The 20,280-nt window shown below is 59.3% G+C and carries 9 protein-coding genes; 5 read left to right on the top strand and 4 right to left on the bottom strand.

Features of this window, described 5'->3' with window-relative positions; all coding sequences use genetic code 11:
- The first annotated feature begins 256 nt into the window (after positions 1-256).
- From vccA to VSP_RS27320, 5 genes are all read left to right on the top strand, one after another.
- Positions 257-4,249 (top strand): Verru_Chthon cassette protein A, encoded by a 3,993-nt coding sequence (vccA, locus tag VSP_RS27340; RefSeq protein ID WP_009964747.1) that lies wholly within the window; start codon positions 257-259, stop codon positions 4,247-4,249.
- A gap of 153 nt (positions 4,250-4,402) precedes the next feature.
- The gene (locus tag VSP_RS27335) at positions 4,403-4,714 is read left to right on the top strand and encodes a hypothetical protein (RefSeq protein ID WP_009964746.1); all 312 of its coding nucleotides are present in this window, start codon (positions 4,403-4,405) and stop codon (positions 4,712-4,714) included.
- 746 nt (positions 4,715-5,460) lie between these two features.
- Positions 5,461-10,239: a polysaccharide lyase family 8 super-sandwich domain-containing protein gene (locus VSP_RS27330; RefSeq protein ID WP_009964744.1), complete on the top strand. Its 4,779-nt coding sequence runs from the start codon at positions 5,461-5,463 to the stop codon at positions 10,237-10,239.
- Positions 10,236-11,174 (top strand): hypothetical protein, encoded by a 939-nt coding sequence (locus VSP_RS27325; RefSeq protein WP_009964743.1) that lies wholly within the window; start codon positions 10,236-10,238, stop codon positions 11,172-11,174. The genes VSP_RS27330 and VSP_RS27325 overlap by 4 nt, the downstream gene beginning before the upstream one ends.
- Positions 11,175-11,261: 87 nt before the next feature.
- Complete coding sequence (locus tag VSP_RS27320; protein WP_157211086.1) at positions 11,262-12,836, top strand: sialate O-acetylesterase family protein; 1,575 nt, start codon at positions 11,262-11,264, stop codon at positions 12,834-12,836.
- A gap of 46 nt (positions 12,837-12,882) precedes the next feature.
- On the opposite strand, the gene VSP_RS41785 is transcribed toward VSP_RS27320, so the two are convergent.
- The 4 genes from VSP_RS41785 to VSP_RS27300 form a co-directional block, all read right to left on the bottom strand.
- Positions 12,883-13,416, bottom strand: coding sequence for a hypothetical protein (locus tag VSP_RS41785; protein ID WP_157211085.1), 534 nt, complete (start codon positions 13,414-13,416; stop codon positions 12,883-12,885).
- A gap of 85 nt (positions 13,417-13,501) precedes the next feature.
- Positions 13,502-15,088, bottom strand: a complete 1,587-nt coding sequence (locus tag VSP_RS27310; RefSeq protein ID WP_009964739.1) for a DUF1501 domain-containing protein — start codon at positions 15,086-15,088, stop codon at positions 13,502-13,504.
- A gap of 67 nt (positions 15,089-15,155) precedes the next feature.
- Positions 15,156-18,821 carry a DUF1800 family protein gene (locus VSP_RS27305; protein ID WP_009964738.1) on the bottom strand — a complete coding sequence of 1,222 codons (3,666 nt, stop codon included), beginning with the start codon at positions 18,819-18,821 and terminating at the stop codon, positions 15,156-15,158.
- Positions 18,822-19,027: 206 nt separating this feature from the next.
- Complete coding sequence (locus VSP_RS27300) at positions 19,028-20,032, bottom strand: hypothetical protein (RefSeq protein WP_009964737.1); 1,005 nt, start codon at positions 20,030-20,032, stop codon at positions 19,028-19,030.
- Positions 20,033-20,280 lie beyond the last annotated feature (248 nt).

The raw sequence follows: 20,280 nt of genomic DNA, 5'->3' as shown, positions 1-20,280 counted from the left end.
CAATTGATGCCACTGGTGGTTTGCTGCCAAAGGGGTGTCCTTTCCTCTCTTCTATCGCGAAGGCGGGGCGCAGGGGATGGGTGCGGTATCCGGGTGATGATGCACGGCAAAAAAGGCGTGCAGAAGCTCTGGGTCCTAGCGCGAACGTAAGATTGTCACCACGGAAGTTCATTGTTCACACTCGACTTAATTGAGTCTTATGAGTAACTCATTGTGCAGTTCCCCGCGATCCAAATGGAACCGTCGTCAAGCCGGCATGGCGCTGGTACTTGTGCTGACGATTGTGGCGCTGCTCATGGGGCTGGTGTTGGCCATGCTCTCCATGAGTTCGTCAGAAACCAGAGCTTCGTCCGCTTTCAGTGAGGTTGCCAAAGTGCGTCAGCTCTCCGATATGCCCGTCAGTATCGTGATGGGCCAGATCAGACAAGCGACGACTGGCCTGGGGGTGACGAAAACATGGGCATCTCAACCTGGGATGATTCGCGTCTTCGGCAATGGTGCAGGTGCCACTGCGGGTCGTTCGGACATGGAGACCGCCTGGCGGCTGTATTCCTCAGACAAGATGTCGGAGTCCAGCGTCTCATTCAATGCGCTGAACGAAGCTGCAACGCTGGCGAAGTGGAATGAGCAGACCGCCCAGTTCACTGACCTCAATGAGCCCGTGGCAAGATTGAGTGCGAACGGGACTGTGGAAAACCACTATCCGATCGTCGATCACAGCTTGCTGGGTGGGGAGGATGATCCGGAAGTTGGCAAGATGGAGGGCTTTGGTCTATCCGCGTCTGTGCCGGTGCCGGGCGCCACTGCGACTAACCCCCTCCCCATGCCGGTGCGCTGGCTCTATGTGCTAAAGGATGGGCGCGTCGTGGCACCCACCGGAGGTGAGGGCGGCATGGCGACCTTCAATGCCGCTGAAGTTACGACCAGCAATCCCATCGTTAGCCGCATCGCGTTTTGGACGGATGACGAAACCTGCAAGGTCAACCTCAACACCGCAGGCGAGGGGACGGGTTGGGAGCTGCCCCGGTCATCGAGCTGGTCGCATCGAAATTTCGCCTATTTCCCGCCTGCGCAAAATGAGTTTCAAAGATTTCCCGGCCATCCAGCCATGACGAGCCTGAGCGCGGTGCTCCAGGCTTTTGACTCGACCTACACCTACCAGTATCCGCAGGTGGTTGACACCGGCATGGTGGTCAATAAAGAGAGCTACTCAGCATGGCTCAACAAGCTCTACAACCTGACGCCAAGACTTCAGCTTGGTGGAGTTGGCGAGGGGTCCAAGGGCGGTACTGAGGTCCCGAACTCCGCCATTCCGTTGAAGCGTGAGAGGCTCTTGAGTTCGGTGGACGAGTTCTTTTACGGTTCAAAGCTCGATGCCCAAGGCGAAAGACAGCCGAACGCTCCGTCAGGCACCATTGACAGCGGGGAGCTGGAGGCCAGCCGTTTCTTCGTCACAGCCCACAGCCGGGCCCCGGAGGTCAATCTCTACAACCGCCCGCGCATCTCGCTGTGGCCCGTGCAGGTGGACAAGGCCAAGCGTACAGCAAAAGACAAGCTGCTCGAGTTTTGCGCCAGCACGGCAGGCAAAGCAGGCGGCTTCCAGAGAGAGTCCACATGGGAGAACCACACAAACAAACAAGGATCGTCCCAAAGTCAGACGGCAGACTTTCAGATTGGACGTAACCAAGAGCTGCTAGGTTATCTGCAGAGGTTGACCAAAATGGCTGCGCCGGGATTTGGCAGTGCCACCTTTGACGAGAAGTATGGCAGCTTGAATCGCAATCAGATCTTGTTGAACATGTTCGACTTCGTCCGATGGGGGGTGAATGCGCACAATCCTTACGAGACACCCAAATACCACTTCCTGCCTCCCCGGGCCTACACCAATCTTAATCCTGATTGGCTCGCTGAATCGACAGCGGTGCCGGTGACTGCGAGTGGCACGCCGACCGAGCCGTATGTTATCCCGCTAAAGGCCTTCGGCCACTACCCTTCTGTGGTGGAGGCGGCAGTGGTCTTCATGGCCACACAAGTAGAGATGGTCGATGACGGAACTGGCACCATGAAGCCCAAGGACGTGGAAGCCCCCACGGATGTGTCTGACAAGACCACCAGAATGAGGGCATTTCTGGTATTGCAGCCCTTCATACCGGCTGTAGGCATGCCGCCGCGAAATCCCAATGTGCGCTATCGGGTGTTGGGGTTGGAGAATTGGAAGGTGAACAACCGTCCCTTGGGCTTTGGCCCGCGGTTGACCAACCGCGCGTGGGTATCTTCTGGTGCCACGGGTGATGGCGGGTCTGCCACGGCTTACACCTCACTCAACTCGCAATTCTACAAGGCACGTACTGGAGATGCTGGAGCAATGATGAAGATCGTGGCTCCCGGTGGGGTGGGCGCCAATGAGGATGCCTCGTTTTCGTTTGTGAGCAGGGAGGTGGACGTCTCTGCTGGCAAGACCTTCCAGTTTGGCGGAGGGCCCCTGACTATTGAGATTCGCACCGGTTCAAGCGCTCCTGGTTCGTTTCTTGATGAATCTTTGGTGCAGACGATCCGGCTCGACTTTCCCGATGCTGTGGCATGGCCGGTGCCGACGGTGAGGGTCGCTGCGGCAATGACCTCCAATGCCAACTGGGCCACAGCAGTGAATCGGATGGATATCCAGAACCGTTTGAATACCAGAGACATCCTCAACAACATCATCTGCTATGGAGACACGGTGCGTTCAGTTGTCTCAGGCTCGTCCAGCCCGATTAAAGGAGACTACCGCCTTCTCTGCGCCCTCAAACAGGTGCCGAAGGAGTACTTCTCTCCCCACGAACACTACTTCGATTCTGCGGTGGAAGAGGCGCAGTCCCTACGGCACGCTGGGACAACCTTCACTGGCCACTATGGTCGCAGCCACGACGTAAATTACTACACACATGGGAGGCAGCATGCGTGGAAGATAGCAGGGTATGAGATAGGACCCGGCAGACAGGTGTTGAAGTCCTATGGTCTGCTCCGGGATGTCAAGTACTGGCAGGACTGCCAACCTGCGACTCCTGGAAAGCTGGACGGCGCGTATAATGTGGATGGGAAGCCAGGGGATTGGGACACGGGCACTGGGAGGACCGAGGATGGCCCGTACATCAACAAGATCGATGACTCCGGGGTCACTGGAGATACCACAAATGTTCAAAATGGTTATTTCTCGCGAATTGGTCTTACGGAGGAGGCAACGGGTCGGTTCTACTCTCCCAACCGCCAGATCTGCTCGGCGGTAGCCTTCGGCTCGCTCCCTTCTGTGATCCATGCCGATCCTCCGAAGGGCATCCCTGCCCCTGCGCCCTGGCAGACGCTGCTTTTCTGCCCCAATCCGCCTTCTCGCGAGACTCCCGCGCTTGAGGAGCCGAAGCCAGGGGACCATTTTGGATTCCGCCCCCCCCATGACCACCTGCTTCTCGACTTCTTCTGGATGCCGGTGGTGGAGCCGTATGCCATCAGCGAGCCGGGATCCACGGCGGGCAAGATCAATCTGAATAGTCAGATCATGCCGTTCTCCTACATCGAGCGAAACACCGGCCTTCATGCCGTGCTGCGCAGTTCGAGAATCTCGGCCCTTCCCGCGGAGGTGGCTTGGTCCAAGGATGCCTCGGCCAGCGGTGCCAATGGGACACAGAAGCTGGAATGTTACAAGGCCTATGACAACTGGTTGAAGTTCGAAACCGTGTATGAGGTCAATGCCAGGGAGACGATGAAGGGGATCAGGAGCCGCTTTGCGCAGGGGGACATCTTTCGGAGTGCCTCTGAGATCTGTGACATCTTCCTAGTTCCCCAGCCTTTCGCGGGCCGCACCTACTACCCGCGCCCCGGGGGGCTGCCCAGTTCCTCTCCCAACTACGAGTCCATGGTGGCCTGGTGGAACGGTGACCTTAACACCCAGATGGACGGGTTTGAGCTGACGGGAGACAATATGCGTGAGTCGCCTTACAACCAGTTGTACCCGCGCTTGACCACCAAGTCGAACACCTACTCCGTGCACTACCGCGTGCAGACATTGAAGAAGGCCCGTTCCAGCGCCCCCGCCACCTGGGATGAGTCGGTAGATTTTGTTTCCTCAGAACAGAGGGGGGCGGTGCTTCTGGAGCGGTACCTTGATCCGAACAACGAGAAGCTGCCAGATTTCATCAAAACGGAACTGCCGGGGGAATCGTTGGATGATTACTACAGATTCCGTGTTATTTCCAAGAAAACGTTCGCCCCCTAACGCACGCCGGCCCTGACACAGCATGCTAACAGAGATGCAAGATGACGGAGTGAATACAGGAGTGCTGCCTGGATCGCTTCAGAGCTTGTTTCAAGGTGAAGCCCAACCCTGGTCTGACCCAATACGCACCCGGCTACGAGGCATTTTTATCGCATGAAAGCGCGAACCACCTTTAATATCATGGCGGAGCGGTTCAAGACCCAGCTTGATCGGCTGGCGGAAAGCTATTGTAAAGAAACGTTGCAGAACCACGAGTCGTGTCATGCCGTTGCGATCATCATGCTCGCCAGCGGCGAGCTCCTTTCCAAGATCCGCCACGAAACAGGTCTAAGTACCAGCCGCATCAACTACGTGCGGGCGAGATTCGTCCACTGGGGCATTCCCGGGTTGACCTTGCCCATGCGGCTCGAAGCCGGTACTCGTCGAGCCGTGTCGCGTGGCATCGCGAGGCGCTGGCCAACTTGAGAAAAGGGGGCGTCGCGCTTGCTTTTGAAGAGTGTTGCAACCTTGCTGCGTTTTCGGGAAAAGGCCGCAATCGGCGCTTCAACCCAGCTTCTAGCGCAGGCTTTATGGCACTGGAATGTTCATTGTCTATGAAGTGAATTGGGACGGGCTAACTGGATGATGGAGCCAAAGACAACTACATTCAATTCCTCACGAAGGTACGTAAAAAGGGGGGAGGCCAGCAGGGGCAAGCGCTCAGTTTTTCTGGCTTCATTGTTTGCGTTCTTGCTCCTGGTGGCAGCAACCGCTTCCGTAGCACTTGGGTTTTGGATGTTGTTTCAGCTTATTGAATCCAACCGGTCGTCAACATCTGTCAGCCACGATGTTCGTGAAAAATGACCTGCCCCCAGCCGACGAAAAGGATGCTTCCATTTACAGAAGCCTCCATCGATCTCTGAATTAAGTTGCCAAGCAACTTCAGGGCTTCGCCAGGTTGCCCCCTCAAATCCTTGTGATCCATCTGCCATTGTTTGAGTCAGGCGGATGGGCACAATTACATGTCCTGGGGAGCCAAGCGGGATTTTATGCTTTCTGGCATGATGCCACATCCTTTCAATGTGCATGCATTTCGCTCCAGCCAACATCCACGGTCAAGGTGCTGCGACCGGGGGCGACTCCATGCTGCTGTGTCCTCCTTACCCGAAACTACCGACAAACTGGGCTGCCAATAGCGAGTGGCCTTTTTTCAAGTTTATCCTCGACCTACCATGAAAAGCACACTGCCATTGATCGCGTGCGGGGTTCTCCTGGCTGCGACATCCTCCACTGCAAACACCCTCTGGTCGGACAACTATGATGGTAGGTCCGCCCTGACCTACCTTTATCGGGAGTCAAGTGGGGACGACTACAATGCCGCCATTGCCAGTGGCCACACTGCTGCACCCAGTGCAGGTGCGCTTGTGCTGATGGACTCAACTGCCTCCGCGACATCGATCCGGATTCCAACCAGCCGCATGGCACCTATCGATGACAAGATGACCTTTGTCGTCAGCTTCGACATCCGGGTCAGGAGCCTGCTGTCCTCTGCAGGCAATTCCGTGCCCCGCGTGAGCCTTTACGATGGGGATACGGAGCTCGTGACTGTTGGATTCGGCTACGGGAATTTTGATGCGGATGCTTCTGCGCAAGATCTGGCATTTTATGCAGTTAAAAGTGCTGGCAGTGTCGCGGCCAATCCCATGGGGCTTTCTGGCGGTAACTGGGCACCAGGGTTTGATTTTGGAAACTATTCCACCACAGCCACGGAGAATGATACGGCAGGATATTATCGTGTTACCTTGACCGTTCGGCAGGGCAGCGCTGACGTCGCTGGGACGATCAAGGATGCAGCGGGTGTCAACCCGCCAGTAAACTTCTCCGTCAACATGGCCAGCGCTCTCAACTGGCAAAATGGTGCGGACGACGGCATCCGGATTGTTACGGGATTAGGCGGCACTCAGACTTTCGATGTGGACAATCTCACTGTCAGCGCCGTGTCCCACGATCTTCTGGCCAGCTACTTTGACATCCAAACCGGCAGTGGCGCAGGCACAGAAGTCATGGGAAAAGTGAATTTGATGCGCAATATGGATGCGCATGTCATTCCTGTTCCCGCGGGTTTTGCCTTCTCCATCACCTCCGATCCATCGGATATCTTTGAGCTGGTGAACCAGCGTGATTCGGAGAGCCGCCTTTTCGGGATGCTCCGTGTCAAGCCGGGAAAGACGGTCGCGGCCACGGCGACCGATTATCCTCTGACGGTGAAACTTTCCGACGGTGCTGCCACCCTCGGGACGGTGCCCGTGGTTGTGCGGGCTGTGCCTCAGACATTGCATGCGGGGTTCCTGACCTTTGCCACCAACCTATGCCAGTCGTGGGACCGGCTTTATGGGCGCAGTAATCCTGATGATGCCACCGTGGCGAGCTGGATCACGGATCTGGAAACGAACGGTGGGCGCTTCAGCGGCTACGACTTTTACACCCGATCAATTGCAAGTTACGTGAGCACGGTGAGCGTTGCGCCCAATCTATCCACTCAATGGCAGGGCGTTGCCATCAAGATCGGCGGCCTTGCCAACGCCTACCGCAAGTCGTCCAAGTATGGGCCGGCGGGCATTCCTGCGGAGCGGCTCCGTCTCAAGAACGCCCTCTATCTGGCCATCAACACGTTTTTAGACCGGATACCGATGGACCCCGCGAAAGTGATCATTAATGGGCAGCCCATTGGCACTGAAATTGGGGACACCGTTTTTGCCCTGAATGAAAAAGGGATCGCTTCGTACACGGATGTTTCGCACCAGTGGATCTGGACAGATCCTATGACCGGCCCCGCCGTGTGGTTGATGCCTGATCTGATGGCCGAAATGAAAAATGGGGATGCCGCTGCCACACAGGTGCACCAGAAGCTGCTGGATTTCTTTCAACTGAGTTTCGGTATGCTCCGCGCTTCCTACCGCAATCCCAACAGCGGAGGAGAATGGGGGCCCCTCACGGATCCCAATCATACTGGAGGAGCTCATTCAGATGCCAACTACGGTCTTCGAGTTCGTGGCTGGCTGACTTTGCCCGCCATCTGGGCGGACTACAACCGGCCGATCACCTATGCCCCCTATTGGTACAGAGACTACTACTCCAAATATCCCGGGGCGCTTTTCAAACCGGGCTGGACTCCCAAAGGTGTGCTGGAAGATATCGTGTATTGGACGAAGAATCCGCACCGTGACTCGCACAAGTGGGGTCAGCCCGGCTTCCATCCGGATGGGTTCGTCAGCCACCATTGCTTTGCGGGCACGTCTGACTCGGCCATGTGGGGTTATGGGTATGGCTGGCTCACTGCTCCCTTTGACGGCTATGAAATGCTGAAGAACAGTGGTTATGACCTGGGCAGTGAGGGGTTTAACTTCATTGCGGACAGATTGCTCTACGCCTATGACAAACTCGTTTACAAGGGTGATTTTGACATGGCCACCGTTGGCATTTCTTACTACGAGAACACCAGAAATAATCTTGTGAAGGGCTTTCCTGGCGTGATCGACCGCTTGATCAACGCCAAGCAAGGCACGACCCAGATCACAAAACAGGCTGAATTGGTCAACTGGCGGAACGCCATTGCCAATGGTACACAGGAAGCCACCGGGAATTTCCCCTTCTGGGTAGGTCATTCCATGGTCCAGCGCAAAGGCGGGCAGAATGCCAGTTCCCAGTCCCACTACTTCTCTGTCAAAATGGCGAACAACGTCGCCGTCTCGGATGATGGCACTCACTCGTACCACATCGCCAGCGGGGTGCTTCAGACCAAGGTGAGCGGAACGGAGTACGACTTCGACGTGCGCAACCGCTGGGACTGGCACGCGCTGCCCGGGCTGACGGAGGAATGGCGTACGGATGCCATGATCTGGGAGAATGTGCAGCAGACCACAGGCAACCCGTATGCGGGGATGGCCTCGGATGGTTCCACTGGGTTTGCGGCCATGCGGTATCGACCCAAGTCCACCGTGACGTATGCCGCAGCCCAGGCTGACAAGGGCTTTTTCTTCAGTGGTGACAAAGCTGTCGCCCTCGGGAGCAACGTGGCGCGCCGGGCGGCGGGGCAGGGGCAGCCCATCATTACGACACTTGATCAGACCCGTTGGGTCGGTGCGGTGACTTATTCGGTCGGTGGAGCCCCTTCTGTATCCATCGCTCAGGGGGTCAGTACCGACATGGCCGTTCCCATCACGGGACCGACCTGGATTCACCAGGGGGGCATAGGGTACCTCGTTTTCCCACACGGTGCTCAGCAGCTTTACATTCGGGGAGGTGCCAGCGTGATCGATGCCGCGCCCGCCACCACCTCATCCGCCAGTGTCATTCACTTTGCCCTCGGGCATGGTACAGACCCTGTTGCCGCCGGTCTCACCAAGTACCACTACATGGTGATACCGAATGCGACGGCTGGGCAAATGCCCGGCCATCTGGCTTCGGCAATGGCCCAAATCGAGGTGATATCCAACGGGGACAACGTGCAGGGTATCTATGATCATGAGAATGAGGTGATCCAACTGGCATTCCATGCTGCGGGCACCGCTGTCGCAGCTTCTGGATACAGCGTCACGGTAGATCGTCCTGCACTCGTACAGTTGCGCCGGAACGGCTTGAACTGGGAGTTGGGTGTGACGGATCCGATCCACGAACTCAACGCCACGGCGATCAACATCACCACCAATGTTCCCCTCAAAACGGGATCCTACAGTCACACCCTGCCCGGATTTGTGCAGCGTCCAGGTGAGACCGTGACTGTCAGTCAGGTGTCAGGAGGCGTCATGGTCAATGTCCCCCTGCCAGATCCCACGGATGATGCCGCGCTCAACTACCAGGCGGTGCTGTATGCGAGTGTGCCCATTCACGTAACGGTCCCGATTGACGACCGAATCAGCGCGGAGGACGACAGTGCGAATACGGCAGAGGATACGCCCGTAGCGATCCCTGTGCTGACGAATGATGCAGGAGTGGGGGGCACGCTCGATGTGCAATCCGTAACGGCACCCTCACACGGGGCCGTGTCAGTCGGAGGAGGTGTTATTACTTATACCCCTGTTGCAAACTGGAGTGGCGTTGACACTTTCAGCTATGTGGCTGCTCTTGATGGCGGGGTCATTGCAACGGCTGTCGTGACGGTGACGGTAAATGCGGTGAATGATGCGCCAGTGTTTGCCGTGGACCCAGTGCAGCTGCCGGGTGCCACGCAGGGGGGGCTGTACTCGGGAACGCTCCTGGGCGCAGCCACGGATGTGGACGCCTCCAGCCCCCTGACTTACTCCAAGGTGAGCGGCCCTGGCTGGCTTGCGGTGACTGCAGATGGCCAGCTGTCCGGCCGACCGGCGAGTGCGAACGTGGGGCTCAATTCCTTCACTGTGCGAGCGAGCGACCCGGAAGGGCTGTCGGACACGGCTGTCCTGCAGATCCATGTGGTCAGCGGGTTGCCGGCGGGCTGGACGGCACAGGACATCGGCTCCTCTCAGGTACCCGGTTTCTCGTCAGAGAGCGGCGGCACCTTCACCCTTACCGGAGCGGGGAACGGTGTCGTCAACCTTGCCGAGCAGATCCACTTTACCTGGCAAACCATGAGTGGGGATGGAGAGGTCCGGGCCCGAATCGCGTCGATGAGTGGCACCACCCCAAACCCAGTGGCAGGAGTGATGATTCGCGAGACCCTGGCGGTGAATGCAAAATCTTACTTCTGCGGTCGCAGCGGTGCCGGTACCATCCACACGAAGGTGCGGGTCACGCCTGGTGGATCTGTCTTTACGGCGCAGAACGGGACTCAAAGCCCCCCTGTTTGGGTTCGAATCGTGAGAAGCGGGAGTACGGTTACGGCGTACAAGAGCACAGATGGGCTGGCCTGGACAACCGTCTCCAGCTACACCCTCTCCATGGCTGCGGAGATTGGCGTCGGGCTTGTGGTGAGCAGCGGGGATGCGGCTGCCGCCGCTTCAGCGACCTTTGACAACCTTACCATCATTCCGTGAATCCCTTGCGTTTTGCCATCGCCTTTGCTGGATGCTGTCTCTCTGGAGTCGTGATCTGGCGAGGCGTGGATTTCTCAACCTCGCCAGAGGTCGTGCCCGTGGTGCCGGTCGTGTTGACCGAGCGCGGGTCCTGGCAGGGGGGCACCCGGAGTTCGTGGAGTGAACAGGATGGCGGAGCGGGACCCGGAGAATCCGAGGGGCAGTCTCCTCCCTCGACACAGCAGAGATGGGCTGTGGTAACCCGGCAGGCCGCGAACCTGGCGAAGTCCGATCCCGAAGCCGCGGAGCGCTGGGCGCTGTCGCTTGCGGAGGGGGAGCGGGAGTTGGCTCTCGCCACCCTTGCCACAGAGCTGGCGGGGTTCGACTTTGAGGCCGCAGGCAGGGTGGCGATGAAAATGCAGGACACTCCCGAGCGAAATGCAACGCTTTCCTTCGTCAGCGCCCAATGGGCATCAGAAGACCCTGCTGCCGCGATCGAGTGGGTGCGTTCTCTTCCCGAAGGCCCGCTCCGTGCAGCCATTGAGCGCCGGGTGGTGCCTGCGGTGGCGGATCAGGATCCCGGCTTTGCCGCCCAGTATGTCAGGGCTGAAATGCCTGATGATGACACCCGCAGGGCAGTGATTCCTGAAATCATCCAGCGTTGGGCCCAATCGGATGCACCCGCTGCATGGGCATGGGCCGCAGCATTCCCGGAGACCGATCTCCGCCAACGCAATCTTGAGGCACTCTTCCGGGTCTGGATCCACCAGGACCCATCCGGACCTGGCACGTGGCTGGCCAATCAGGACGGCGGCAGCCTGCGGGACGAGTCTGCAAGGGTGCTTTCCTCGATCCTGGCCGCCACAGACAGGGCTGCCGCTCTCTCCCTGGCCCGTGCCATTGGCGATGAGACGCTGCGCGCCACGACGATGGATGAAGTTGCCAGGCACTGGTAGAGACAGGGCGGTTGCCTGAAATGAACGAGACACTCCAGAGGGGAATATTGTGCAACAAACACAGGAGGGTGGAAATCACCTGTGCAGATGATTTCGCGAACCCTCTCCTACGCTCCTCTTGTTCTTCTCTGGGCAACGACGCCGCTTCTTCATGCGGAGCTTCGATTGCCGCCGGTCATCTCTGACCACATGGTCCTGCAGCAGGACATCAAGGTGCCGATTTGGGGCATGGCTGACCCCGGTGAAACCGTGACTGTATCGTTAGCTGGGCAGACCAAGATCACGAAAGGCGCGGCCGATGGGAAGTGGCGGGTGAACTTGGATCCTCTGCAGACCGCGGAGGGCTTGGTGCTGACCGTCCAGGGGTCAAAGAAGATCGAGGTCAAGGATGTGCTGGTGGGCGAAGTCTGGCTGGGTGCCGGGCAGTCGAACATGGTGGGCAGGATCAATGACTACAAGGGTAGAGACGAAGGCTCAAAGAAAGCGCTCGCTGCCGGACCCTTTCCAGGGCTGCGCTTGTTCAACCAGGAAACTGGCCGCTGGACAGAGGCGACGCCGACTACTGTCGGTAATTTTTCCGCATTGCTCTTCCACTTTGGCGCAGGGCTCCTCTCTGAACTCAAAAGACCGGTGGGGCTCATGGTGGGAGCAGTCAGCGGCACGCCCTCCGGCTATTGGTTTACGGAGGACATGTATCTGGCTGACGAGTCTGCCCAAGCCGCAGTGAAGGAGTTTGCCAAAACGTACGACCTCAACCTTGCGTTGGAAAAGTACGACATCCAGCTGGCTGACTGGAAGAAGAAGGCTGAAGCAGCCAGAGCGGCTGGACAAAATCCAGGCATCGAGCCTGACCGTCCGCTGCCACCTGGGGGCAGCAAGGCGGAGCTGGGGCATCTTTACAAGAAACATATTCTGCCCATGGTCCCCTATGGGATCCGCGGGGTGCTATGGGATCAGGGGGAGGGTGGAACCGGGATTACGGGTCTCGACCAGTACCATGCCATGGGTGCCCTCATCAAAGGCTGGCGTGATTCGTGGGGTCGTGATTTCCCGTTCCTCTACGTGCAAAAGCCCAGTGGTGGCGGCACAGCGTGGGATTTGGCAGATGCCATCACAAAGAATGCCAGCCCGTTTGCCGCTTTGCCAGCTCAGGTGCCGCCTCTCGTGTGGGGAGAACAGAGGGAGATGTACCTGAAGATTCAGACCTATCTGAACACGGCCATGGTCAGCAGCACTGATCTGGGTGGGGAGACTCACCCCTCCAATAAGTCTGGCTACGGAGAGCGGGCGAAACGGGTGGCGCTTGCCTTCGTGTATGGGCACGCGGCAGAGTACAGCGGTCCCCTTTATTCATCGCACAAGATCGAAGGGAACACGGTGCGGATTGCCTTCACCCATGTGGGCAAGGGGCTGGCCGTCCGGCACAGTGAGAAGCTGCAAGGTTTCCAGATTGCAGGAGAGGACAGGAAATTTTTCTGGGCGGATGCGGTGATTGCAGGGGATGAGGTCATCGTCTCCAGCAAAAACGTGCCCACTCCCGTGGCGGTGCGTTACGCGTGGTCCAGCCAAATTCCTTGGGCAAACTTGTTCAACCAGGCTGGTCTGCCGGCACAAACGTTCCGCACGGATGACTGGAGCAGCAAAAGCCGCCCTGCTCGTTGAACAGGACGGCGCGTAGGCGTCTCCGAGGCCTTTAACATCCGCCCTTTCAACTCCCTGTGCCGGGGTGTGTTGTGATGTCGTCCGAGGTGAAGAGCTCCCTGTCCGGGCCTGCAGACCGCACTTCGATATAGCGGTCCGTGAGGGTGTGGAACCAGTAAGGTGTGCCCCATTCGTCCACCAGCTCTCCGCGCTGGATCGCTGGACTGTCGCTGGGCAGCAATTGCACGTTCTTCTCATTGCTGCCAAGAATAGAGGAAACAATTAATTCATTGTGCCCGCAAGGGGTGCCGCCGCAAGCGCGCCGGTACAGCTCCAGCAAGGAGATGAGGTTGTTGATGCGGCTTTCGGAGGTTTGGTCCGGGTTGCTGATGAGCTGGGAGTATTCTGCGGCCAGTTCGTGCAGGACCACTGGAGGGGGGGCTGGTGGGCGCGCTGGAACTTTGACATTGGGGAGGACCTCTGTGGGGGGGGGCGAGGGACGGAACGCGCTGTGCCGCAGCCAGACAAAGATGACTCCAAAAGCGACAGCGAGTACGGATGCCGTCAACAGGGTGAGGCGTGAGGGGGAAGGCGGGGCCATGAGATGGGAGGGCACTTCAATTTTCTGGACTGGCGGCCTCCCCATTCCGGACTTGGGAGGGAGGAGGCCGCCAGGGGGAGGAATCTCAAGCCTCGAGGAAATCCATGTTCCCCGAGGTGATGGTGGGCAGGGTGACGAAGCGGTTGAGGTTTGGGAAGATGCTGCCGAGCATGCCGGGGGCTACACCCAGCCAGCGGGCGAGCGCGGCGGCGTACTGGTCCACAGAGGTGCTGGGGATCCAGACTCCCCGGGTGCCCACGGCATCGATCGAGTCAGGGGCGTCACTGAGCTTGAGCACGGGGTACTTTCCATAAACCCGCTGGCCTTTCACCGCCCCGCCCATGACCACGGCGTTGCCACCCCAGCCGTGGTCGCTGCCTCCGGAGGAATCAGGCTTGTTGGGAGCGAAGGTCCTGCTGAAGTCTGAGGCGGTGAAAGTCACCACATTGTCAAAGACGCCCAGGGACTGGAGGGAGTCGCGGAATCCCTTGAGTGAAGAAGCGAGGGTGGCCATCCGCGTGGCATGGGCCCCCATCTGGGCGGCGTGGGTGTCATAGCCGGTGTCAGTGACGAAGAAGATCTGCCGGTTGTTGCCCAGGGCGCTACGGCCTGCGATAAGCCTCGCCACCATCTTCAATTGATTGGAGAGTTCATTGTTGGAGCCCACGCCGGAGCCGCTGAAGGCATTGTTGAAATAACTGTCCAGAGTGGAGCCCCCGCCGGCCACTGTAGTCTGGAGGGCTGTGCCAATCTGCCCGTCCGTCACCCGGGCGCTCATCCTCACGCTGTTGTAGGCGTCCTCCATCATGGTGGCGCCGGTGAGCTGAATGAGGTTCTCAAACGCCCGCAAGCGCCAGCCTTCCTGGGTGTTTTTGTAGTTGCTGGACTGGAAGAGGAGGTTGGGGTCATTTACCGCAGAGGCGTAGTTGGAACCGTAGCCGGAGAGGGAGGAGATGCCGGCGCTGCTCATGGAATAAGTGGTCACCTGGCCGGTGGAGCCCACCAGGAAGGAGTTGGTGCCGCCGATGGAGATGGACATGGAGGCACCGCCAGAGGCCGTGTTGTGTGCGGCATCAATGAGGTCTGCGATGCGCCCCCCCCAGCCGCTGGTGAAGGGACCGTTGGCCACGGAACTTTGCCACTGCACCGCTTGGTCCGAGTGGGAAAATAGACGATTGGGTTTTAGAGCGGTGGCGTAGGTGGCGCGAGTGACTCCTGGCTCTGAGAGGGTGCCCACATTTGAGATGAAGGCCAGTTCACCGGCATTGAACAGGGTCTGGAGATGGGCGCAGCTGGGATGCACGCCGAGGGTGCCCAGATATCCCCCCAGGGGATCGCATTCGGCAAGGTGGGTGGGGTTCAAGGGTAGAACCCCCTGGCTGGCCCCTGGGGGCGCAAGGGCAAGAATGGACCGGCCTGTCTCGTAGTCAGTACGGGCTGCGCTGGGACCTGCGGGCACCAGCAGATTGTTGGAGTCATTGCCGCCGGCGAGGAAGACACAGACGAGAGCCCGATAGCCTTCCCCCACGGTCTGGGCATTGAGGGCGCCTTGCATGAGCCGGAGATGAGCGAGGGTGCTGGTGAGACCCGTCAGGCCCATGGCGGCGCAACCCGACTTGGCGAGCATTTGACGCCGGGTGAGTTCGTTCTTTTTGCGAAGGATCAAGTTCATGATGAGACGTTCTGAGATTCTAAAACAAAGCCCTGGGGCGGGGTGCCCCAGAGCGGTTCATCGGGCACTACTTCAAGACGAGCCCTTCCGGGGAGGTCATGACCAGGTACACAGCGTTTTTCACCCGGGTGAGGGCGTCTGCTGCAAAGTTGGTGGCGTCTGTTGTGTGCCGGTTGTTTGCCGCGATAGCATTGAGACTATCAAGGATGGCCGTGCGTGGATGGCCTCCGGGGGAGCTGGCCGTGGTGGCTCTGAGAGAGCCTGAGGCCAGGAGGAGGTCTAACTGATCCACCACTGCTTTGACCGCTTCCGCGTGGGCGGCGCTTTTCTCTGTCGTGCCTGGAGTGACGGGGACCGCAGCAGGGGCATACTGGGCAGCCAGGGCGGTGGTGTAAGTGCTGGTGTAGAGGCTGACCAGGTCATCGAACCGGGGGACCAAGTTGTCCACCTGTTTGTAGAGGCTGGCTGGCTGATTCGTTCCCGGCGTGAACTGGGTGGCGGTAAAGTAGCCCTTGTCCACCGCCCACTGGGGAAGGGTGAACTGGACACCGGAGGCGTTGCGGTACGCCAGCAGGCTGGGCAGGTCCTCCAGCCCGCTCCCAGGCGAGCTGTGTGTCGGCGGGTTGGAGCCCAGTGACAGACCATGAATGGTGTTGGCAAAATTTACCACGCTGGACTCCGTTGCGGTCTGCATTTCAGGTGCCACCATCCCAACCCGGGGCAGCGGGCCCGGCGGCGAGAAGTCTGGAAGGAACCAGTTGAAGACGCTGGGGGCGCGCTGCGCGGATTGCGTGATGCCAAAAGTAGTCTCGTAGAACCTGAATCGCACCGCCCCTGGAGGGAACTTGTTGTACTCCGACAGAGGGTAAGGCTCCGTCACCGGGGATTCGAGCGATGTGAAGTTGAGCGGCACCGTGGTGAGGTGCACCAGTGGCAGGCCGGTGTAGCACTTCAATGCCCGGAGGAGGTTTGTGAGGTGCAGAAGAGGTTCCTTGATCTTGCCAACGGCCACAGAACCGTCTGCAAGGGCGATACTGCGGGCTTCGTGATCCAAGAGGATCGCTTTGATCACCTCCCCAAGATTGCCGCTGGTGTTTTTGAAGGTCGTGGCCACCCGGTAAAGATACCCGGCGCTGGGGTTGGAGGTGGTGAACCGCTGGATCAGCAGGCGGCTGATAAAGACCGGAGTGTTTGGATGGCCATCATAGGCGGCAGAAGGCGAGTCCTTACCAGCCAGAGCGTCGAGCGCGTCATTGACATCCGCCAGGCCTTCAGATTCCGTGGCAGAATTCGTCTTTGCTGGCAGTGCCACCTGACCGGTTTTTCCGTTGAAAAGGGTCTTGGCATTGAAGTCATGATAGGCATCAAACAGTTTTAGCGGCTCAATCCAGGGGCCCTGCCAGTAGTAGGAGAACAAGGAGGCGCTGGCGGTGAAGGATGAGTTGTCCTGTAGAGGGCCCATTTGCAGGTAGCCGGGATTCGGATAGAGGGGGGCCAGGATGTTGGCGTGCAGCTTGCTGTAGCCGAATCCGGTAAACACCCGGGCCATCTCACGAATATCATTCTGGTCGTAGGTAGGCAGGGGCAGGCCGTCGTTCCCAAGCTTAAGGGTGCCGTCCAGGTGGCGGTTCACCAGACCCACGGAGAAGAGCTGCATGACCTCGCGCGCATAGTTCTCATCAGGAAGGATGTTTCCTGAAGCCCTGGCGTTTTTGAGGTAACTCAGATAGTGGGCCATCATCGGATTTTGCGTCACGTCCCCCAGTACTTTGCGATATCGGCTGAAGGCGTTCCCTGCGAGGAGGTCCCAGTAGTTGGCCATTCCATAGTGGATTGACCGGATGTTGAGGTCGGTTTCTGCGACCACCACGATTTCGCTCAGGGCGAGTGCCATTCTCTGCCTCAACTGGTCCCTGCTCTGGAGTACCAGCGTCCACCATTCTCTCCGGCGATTGTAGTTGTCTGTGTAGTTAACCGACTTGATGCCCGTGTCTTGTACCCAGGACGAACCGTTCCAACGGGATCCGCCATCGCCGAACCAGGGAGCGTTCCGCCAGTTGATGGGTTTGTTGCCACGAAGGAAGAACTCCTCCATGTCTGCGGCCTGCACCAGACGGGTGAAGTTGGGGGAGGGCGTCTGGGTAAGGTCCATCTGTTTGTTGATCCACGCGGTATATCCCGCGAGGGCGTTGCCACCGTTGGCGGTGATGAGATCCTTCACCTCCTGAATGCTCTCTGCCGTGGGGCCGTAGGTGGCCTGCGTGAGGAACCTTGCTATGTCGCGGTCCAGGGCGGCACCGGTGAGGGCCGGCCACTCCGGGCTGCCGTAGGCGGGTGGGGCGGCTGGCACCGGGGGCTCGGCCACGGAGCCGTTGGCCAGTGCGAAGTTCCCGCGGATCTCACCGGCTCCGTAGTTGGCGGTGTGGACGTTGATGTACAAGAACCCATCAAAGAGGGCCGTAAGCGTGGCCTGCGCGGTGGTCCAGCCTCCGGCGGGCTCCGGGTCAATGGACACGGTGCGTCCTGTCAGTTGACCGAGTTCGAGGCTTTCAATGATGGGACCGCTGGCCAGAGGATCACCTACGGGAGCGGCGTGGAGGTGGGAGGCGCTCTGTGGGGAGGTGAGGTTGCTAAAGCTGGAGTTGACCTCCGCCTGGGTATTGTCCCCGTTGAGCAACAGGGTGGCCAGGCCAGTGGCAGTGGTGACGGCCCCGCCCTCCCTGCCCAGATACGCGACGAAGAGGCGCCGGTTGGCCTGGGTGTTGGTGGCATCACGAATGTCCACCGTCTGGGTGGTACCCAGTGGTGAGTTCACGCTGCCGCTGGTCGCCCGGAAGGTAAGCCGCAGCATTTCAGGCACCTCATTCAGGCTGTCCAGAGTCGGTGCGACCTGGACGTCAAACTGGCTCGTGTTGGCCGGGAACTGGAACCCTGTGGAGTTCAGCGTGGTATTTGAGGAGTTCTTGAGAAGGTAGTCCCCGGAGGACGCGGAGCCACGGGTGGAGTCCGTGTTGCCCGCAGCGGAGTACCTGAGGGTCAGGGGCATGGATCCGTAGGTGCGGGTCAGCCGCACGACGGCGCGGGTGCCTTCCTTCTCATAGGAGGAGGGGGTGACCACGGTGGCCGTGAAGGACACGAGGCTGCGAAGCACCTCGCCATCCGGCGCAGCACCGCCTGAGGCGTTGGAGGGGGAGGTGGCCAGGGTGGGATTGGTGCCCATGAGCGCCTCCGCCCAGTCGGAGACGCCATCGCCGTCGGTGTCCACGTCGGAGGCGGTGACGCGGAAGAACTTGGGGGCAGTGCCCGAACCCGCCGGGATGGTGAAGGACTGGAGGGTGCCGGTGCCGGTCAGTGGGGAGCCTTCCGCCGTCCAGACGGGCCCGTCTGGGGTGCCGCTGCTTTCCAGGACGTAGCGTTTGCCCGCATGAGTCTTGAGGGAGATCAGGAGGTTGCTGCCTGTGAGGGTGATTTCCTGAATCTTGAGGACATCCTGGGGGTTGTCTGGCGAGGTGCCCGCGATGCTCTCCATGAGGTTGGTGGCACCATCACCGTCCCGGTCCGAGTCATAGGGGTGGTTGGGGACGCCCAGGATGTTGTACCTGTGTTCCCAGATGTCGTCGTAGCCGTTGTTGTTGTAGTCAGTGGCAGCGTTTGCAGCGGGCAGCAGACACGCCGCGAGCCCTAGGGCTGCGAGGAGCGTTCTCCTGGTGGGTGGTAACGGAGAGGTCGTCATAGGATGTGATGGTTGAGCATGGAAGGGGGTGTGGATGATGAGTGGCAGGGACGCCGGGCTGGCAAGCAGGCTGGCTGCCTGAAGCCATGGACTCTCAATGGGGCTGGACCAGGTCGATCTGGTTCAGCTCCAGAAGACACCAAGACGGTGCCGGCCGGGAGATCTCCGGGTTAAGATAAGACGGATTGAAATTTGAAAGGGGTATCCTACAGACCTGAGTAGGATGGGCCGGGGAGGAGCTTCACGTTTGCGGTCACACCGCGGCGTTCGATTCTAAAGGTTGAGGCCCATGGGACAGTCCCCTTGTCCGTATTACCCTGGCCGACTTGTTTCCACCCTGCGCTGATGGAGGGCGGTGAGGCGGTGGCATAGTAGCAGGCATCCCAGCCCCCGCTGCTGTTGGGAATGCTGATGATGTCTGCGGTTAATTCTGTGCCCTGTTTGACCTGGGTCGCCAGACCGCTGCTGGTGAGGGTGGTCCCGGTAGGGTAGGCGGCGTTGAAGATGGTGGTGGTGCCGGTGATGACAGGGAAATACGTCGGGGTAGAGCGCACAAAGCCCACAAAGCTCAGGGTGAGCGCTGATGCCTGTTTGCGATGGATGATGACCGCATCGACGTGATAGATGGGGATGCCGGAGGCATCGCTGATTTCGTCGCCGTCCTGCCGCCATCCCCCGGCGGGAGTGGAGTAAAAAACGCGGTGGTAGCCGCCTGCGCCATCGGGGATGTGGATCTCATCCGGATTGCCCGAGAGGTTGAGGGTCGTGCTGGGGTGAAGCCCCGCAGTATTGGTCGCCCCAAAGAGCGTGGCGACCGTGTGGGCCTCGCGAACCTCGAAGACGGCGGCTCCGGGCGCGTAGGGCACGAGGCTGTCCTCAGTGTTCAAGGTGTTGGCGGAGGCGACCGTGACGGGTGTGGCCATGCCCCGGTAGTTTCCGTTGGTGAGTTCCAGCCAGAGGTTGCTTTTGCCGGCAAGCAGAGTGCCGAAGTTCACCTGATTGTCGGTGAAGGTGGTGGAGGTGCGGCTGTCCATCCGGCCCGCAGCAAGCGGGGGACGGACAAAGTTAACTCCTATAGGCCGGGAGGAGGCGGCCGGGACGGTGAAGCGCTGGATGCCGGCGAGCTTGGACGAGACGGAGCCCGGGGTTTGAGCTGCAAGGGAGGAGAGGCCGGCCATGAAGAGGCAGGCAATGGTAAGGCGGTGTTTCATGGGGTGGGGAGTATGGGTGGCTGTGGTTAAGTTATAGGAAACAAACAACAATCATGGAGTGGGTGCTGTTGTGATCAGGAGGTTTGGTGACATCGGCTGGCAGCCGATGGCCCGAGCTTTTGCCAGGAGTCCCGTGCCGGCGTCGCGGCTGGACTTGTTGCGTGCACAGAGAATGAGGGGAACCCGGAAATTTTGATTGGCTGACCGGGCCAAGTTTTTGTGTCCGTCGGCCAGGTGCCCGTTTTAAG

It is taken from the genome of Verrucomicrobium spinosum DSM 4136 = JCM 18804, assembly GCF_000172155.1.
Lineage (GTDB): Bacteria > Verrucomicrobiota > Verrucomicrobiia > Verrucomicrobiales > Verrucomicrobiaceae > Verrucomicrobium > Verrucomicrobium spinosum.
This window is presented reverse-complemented; position numbering and strand designations above follow the sequence as displayed.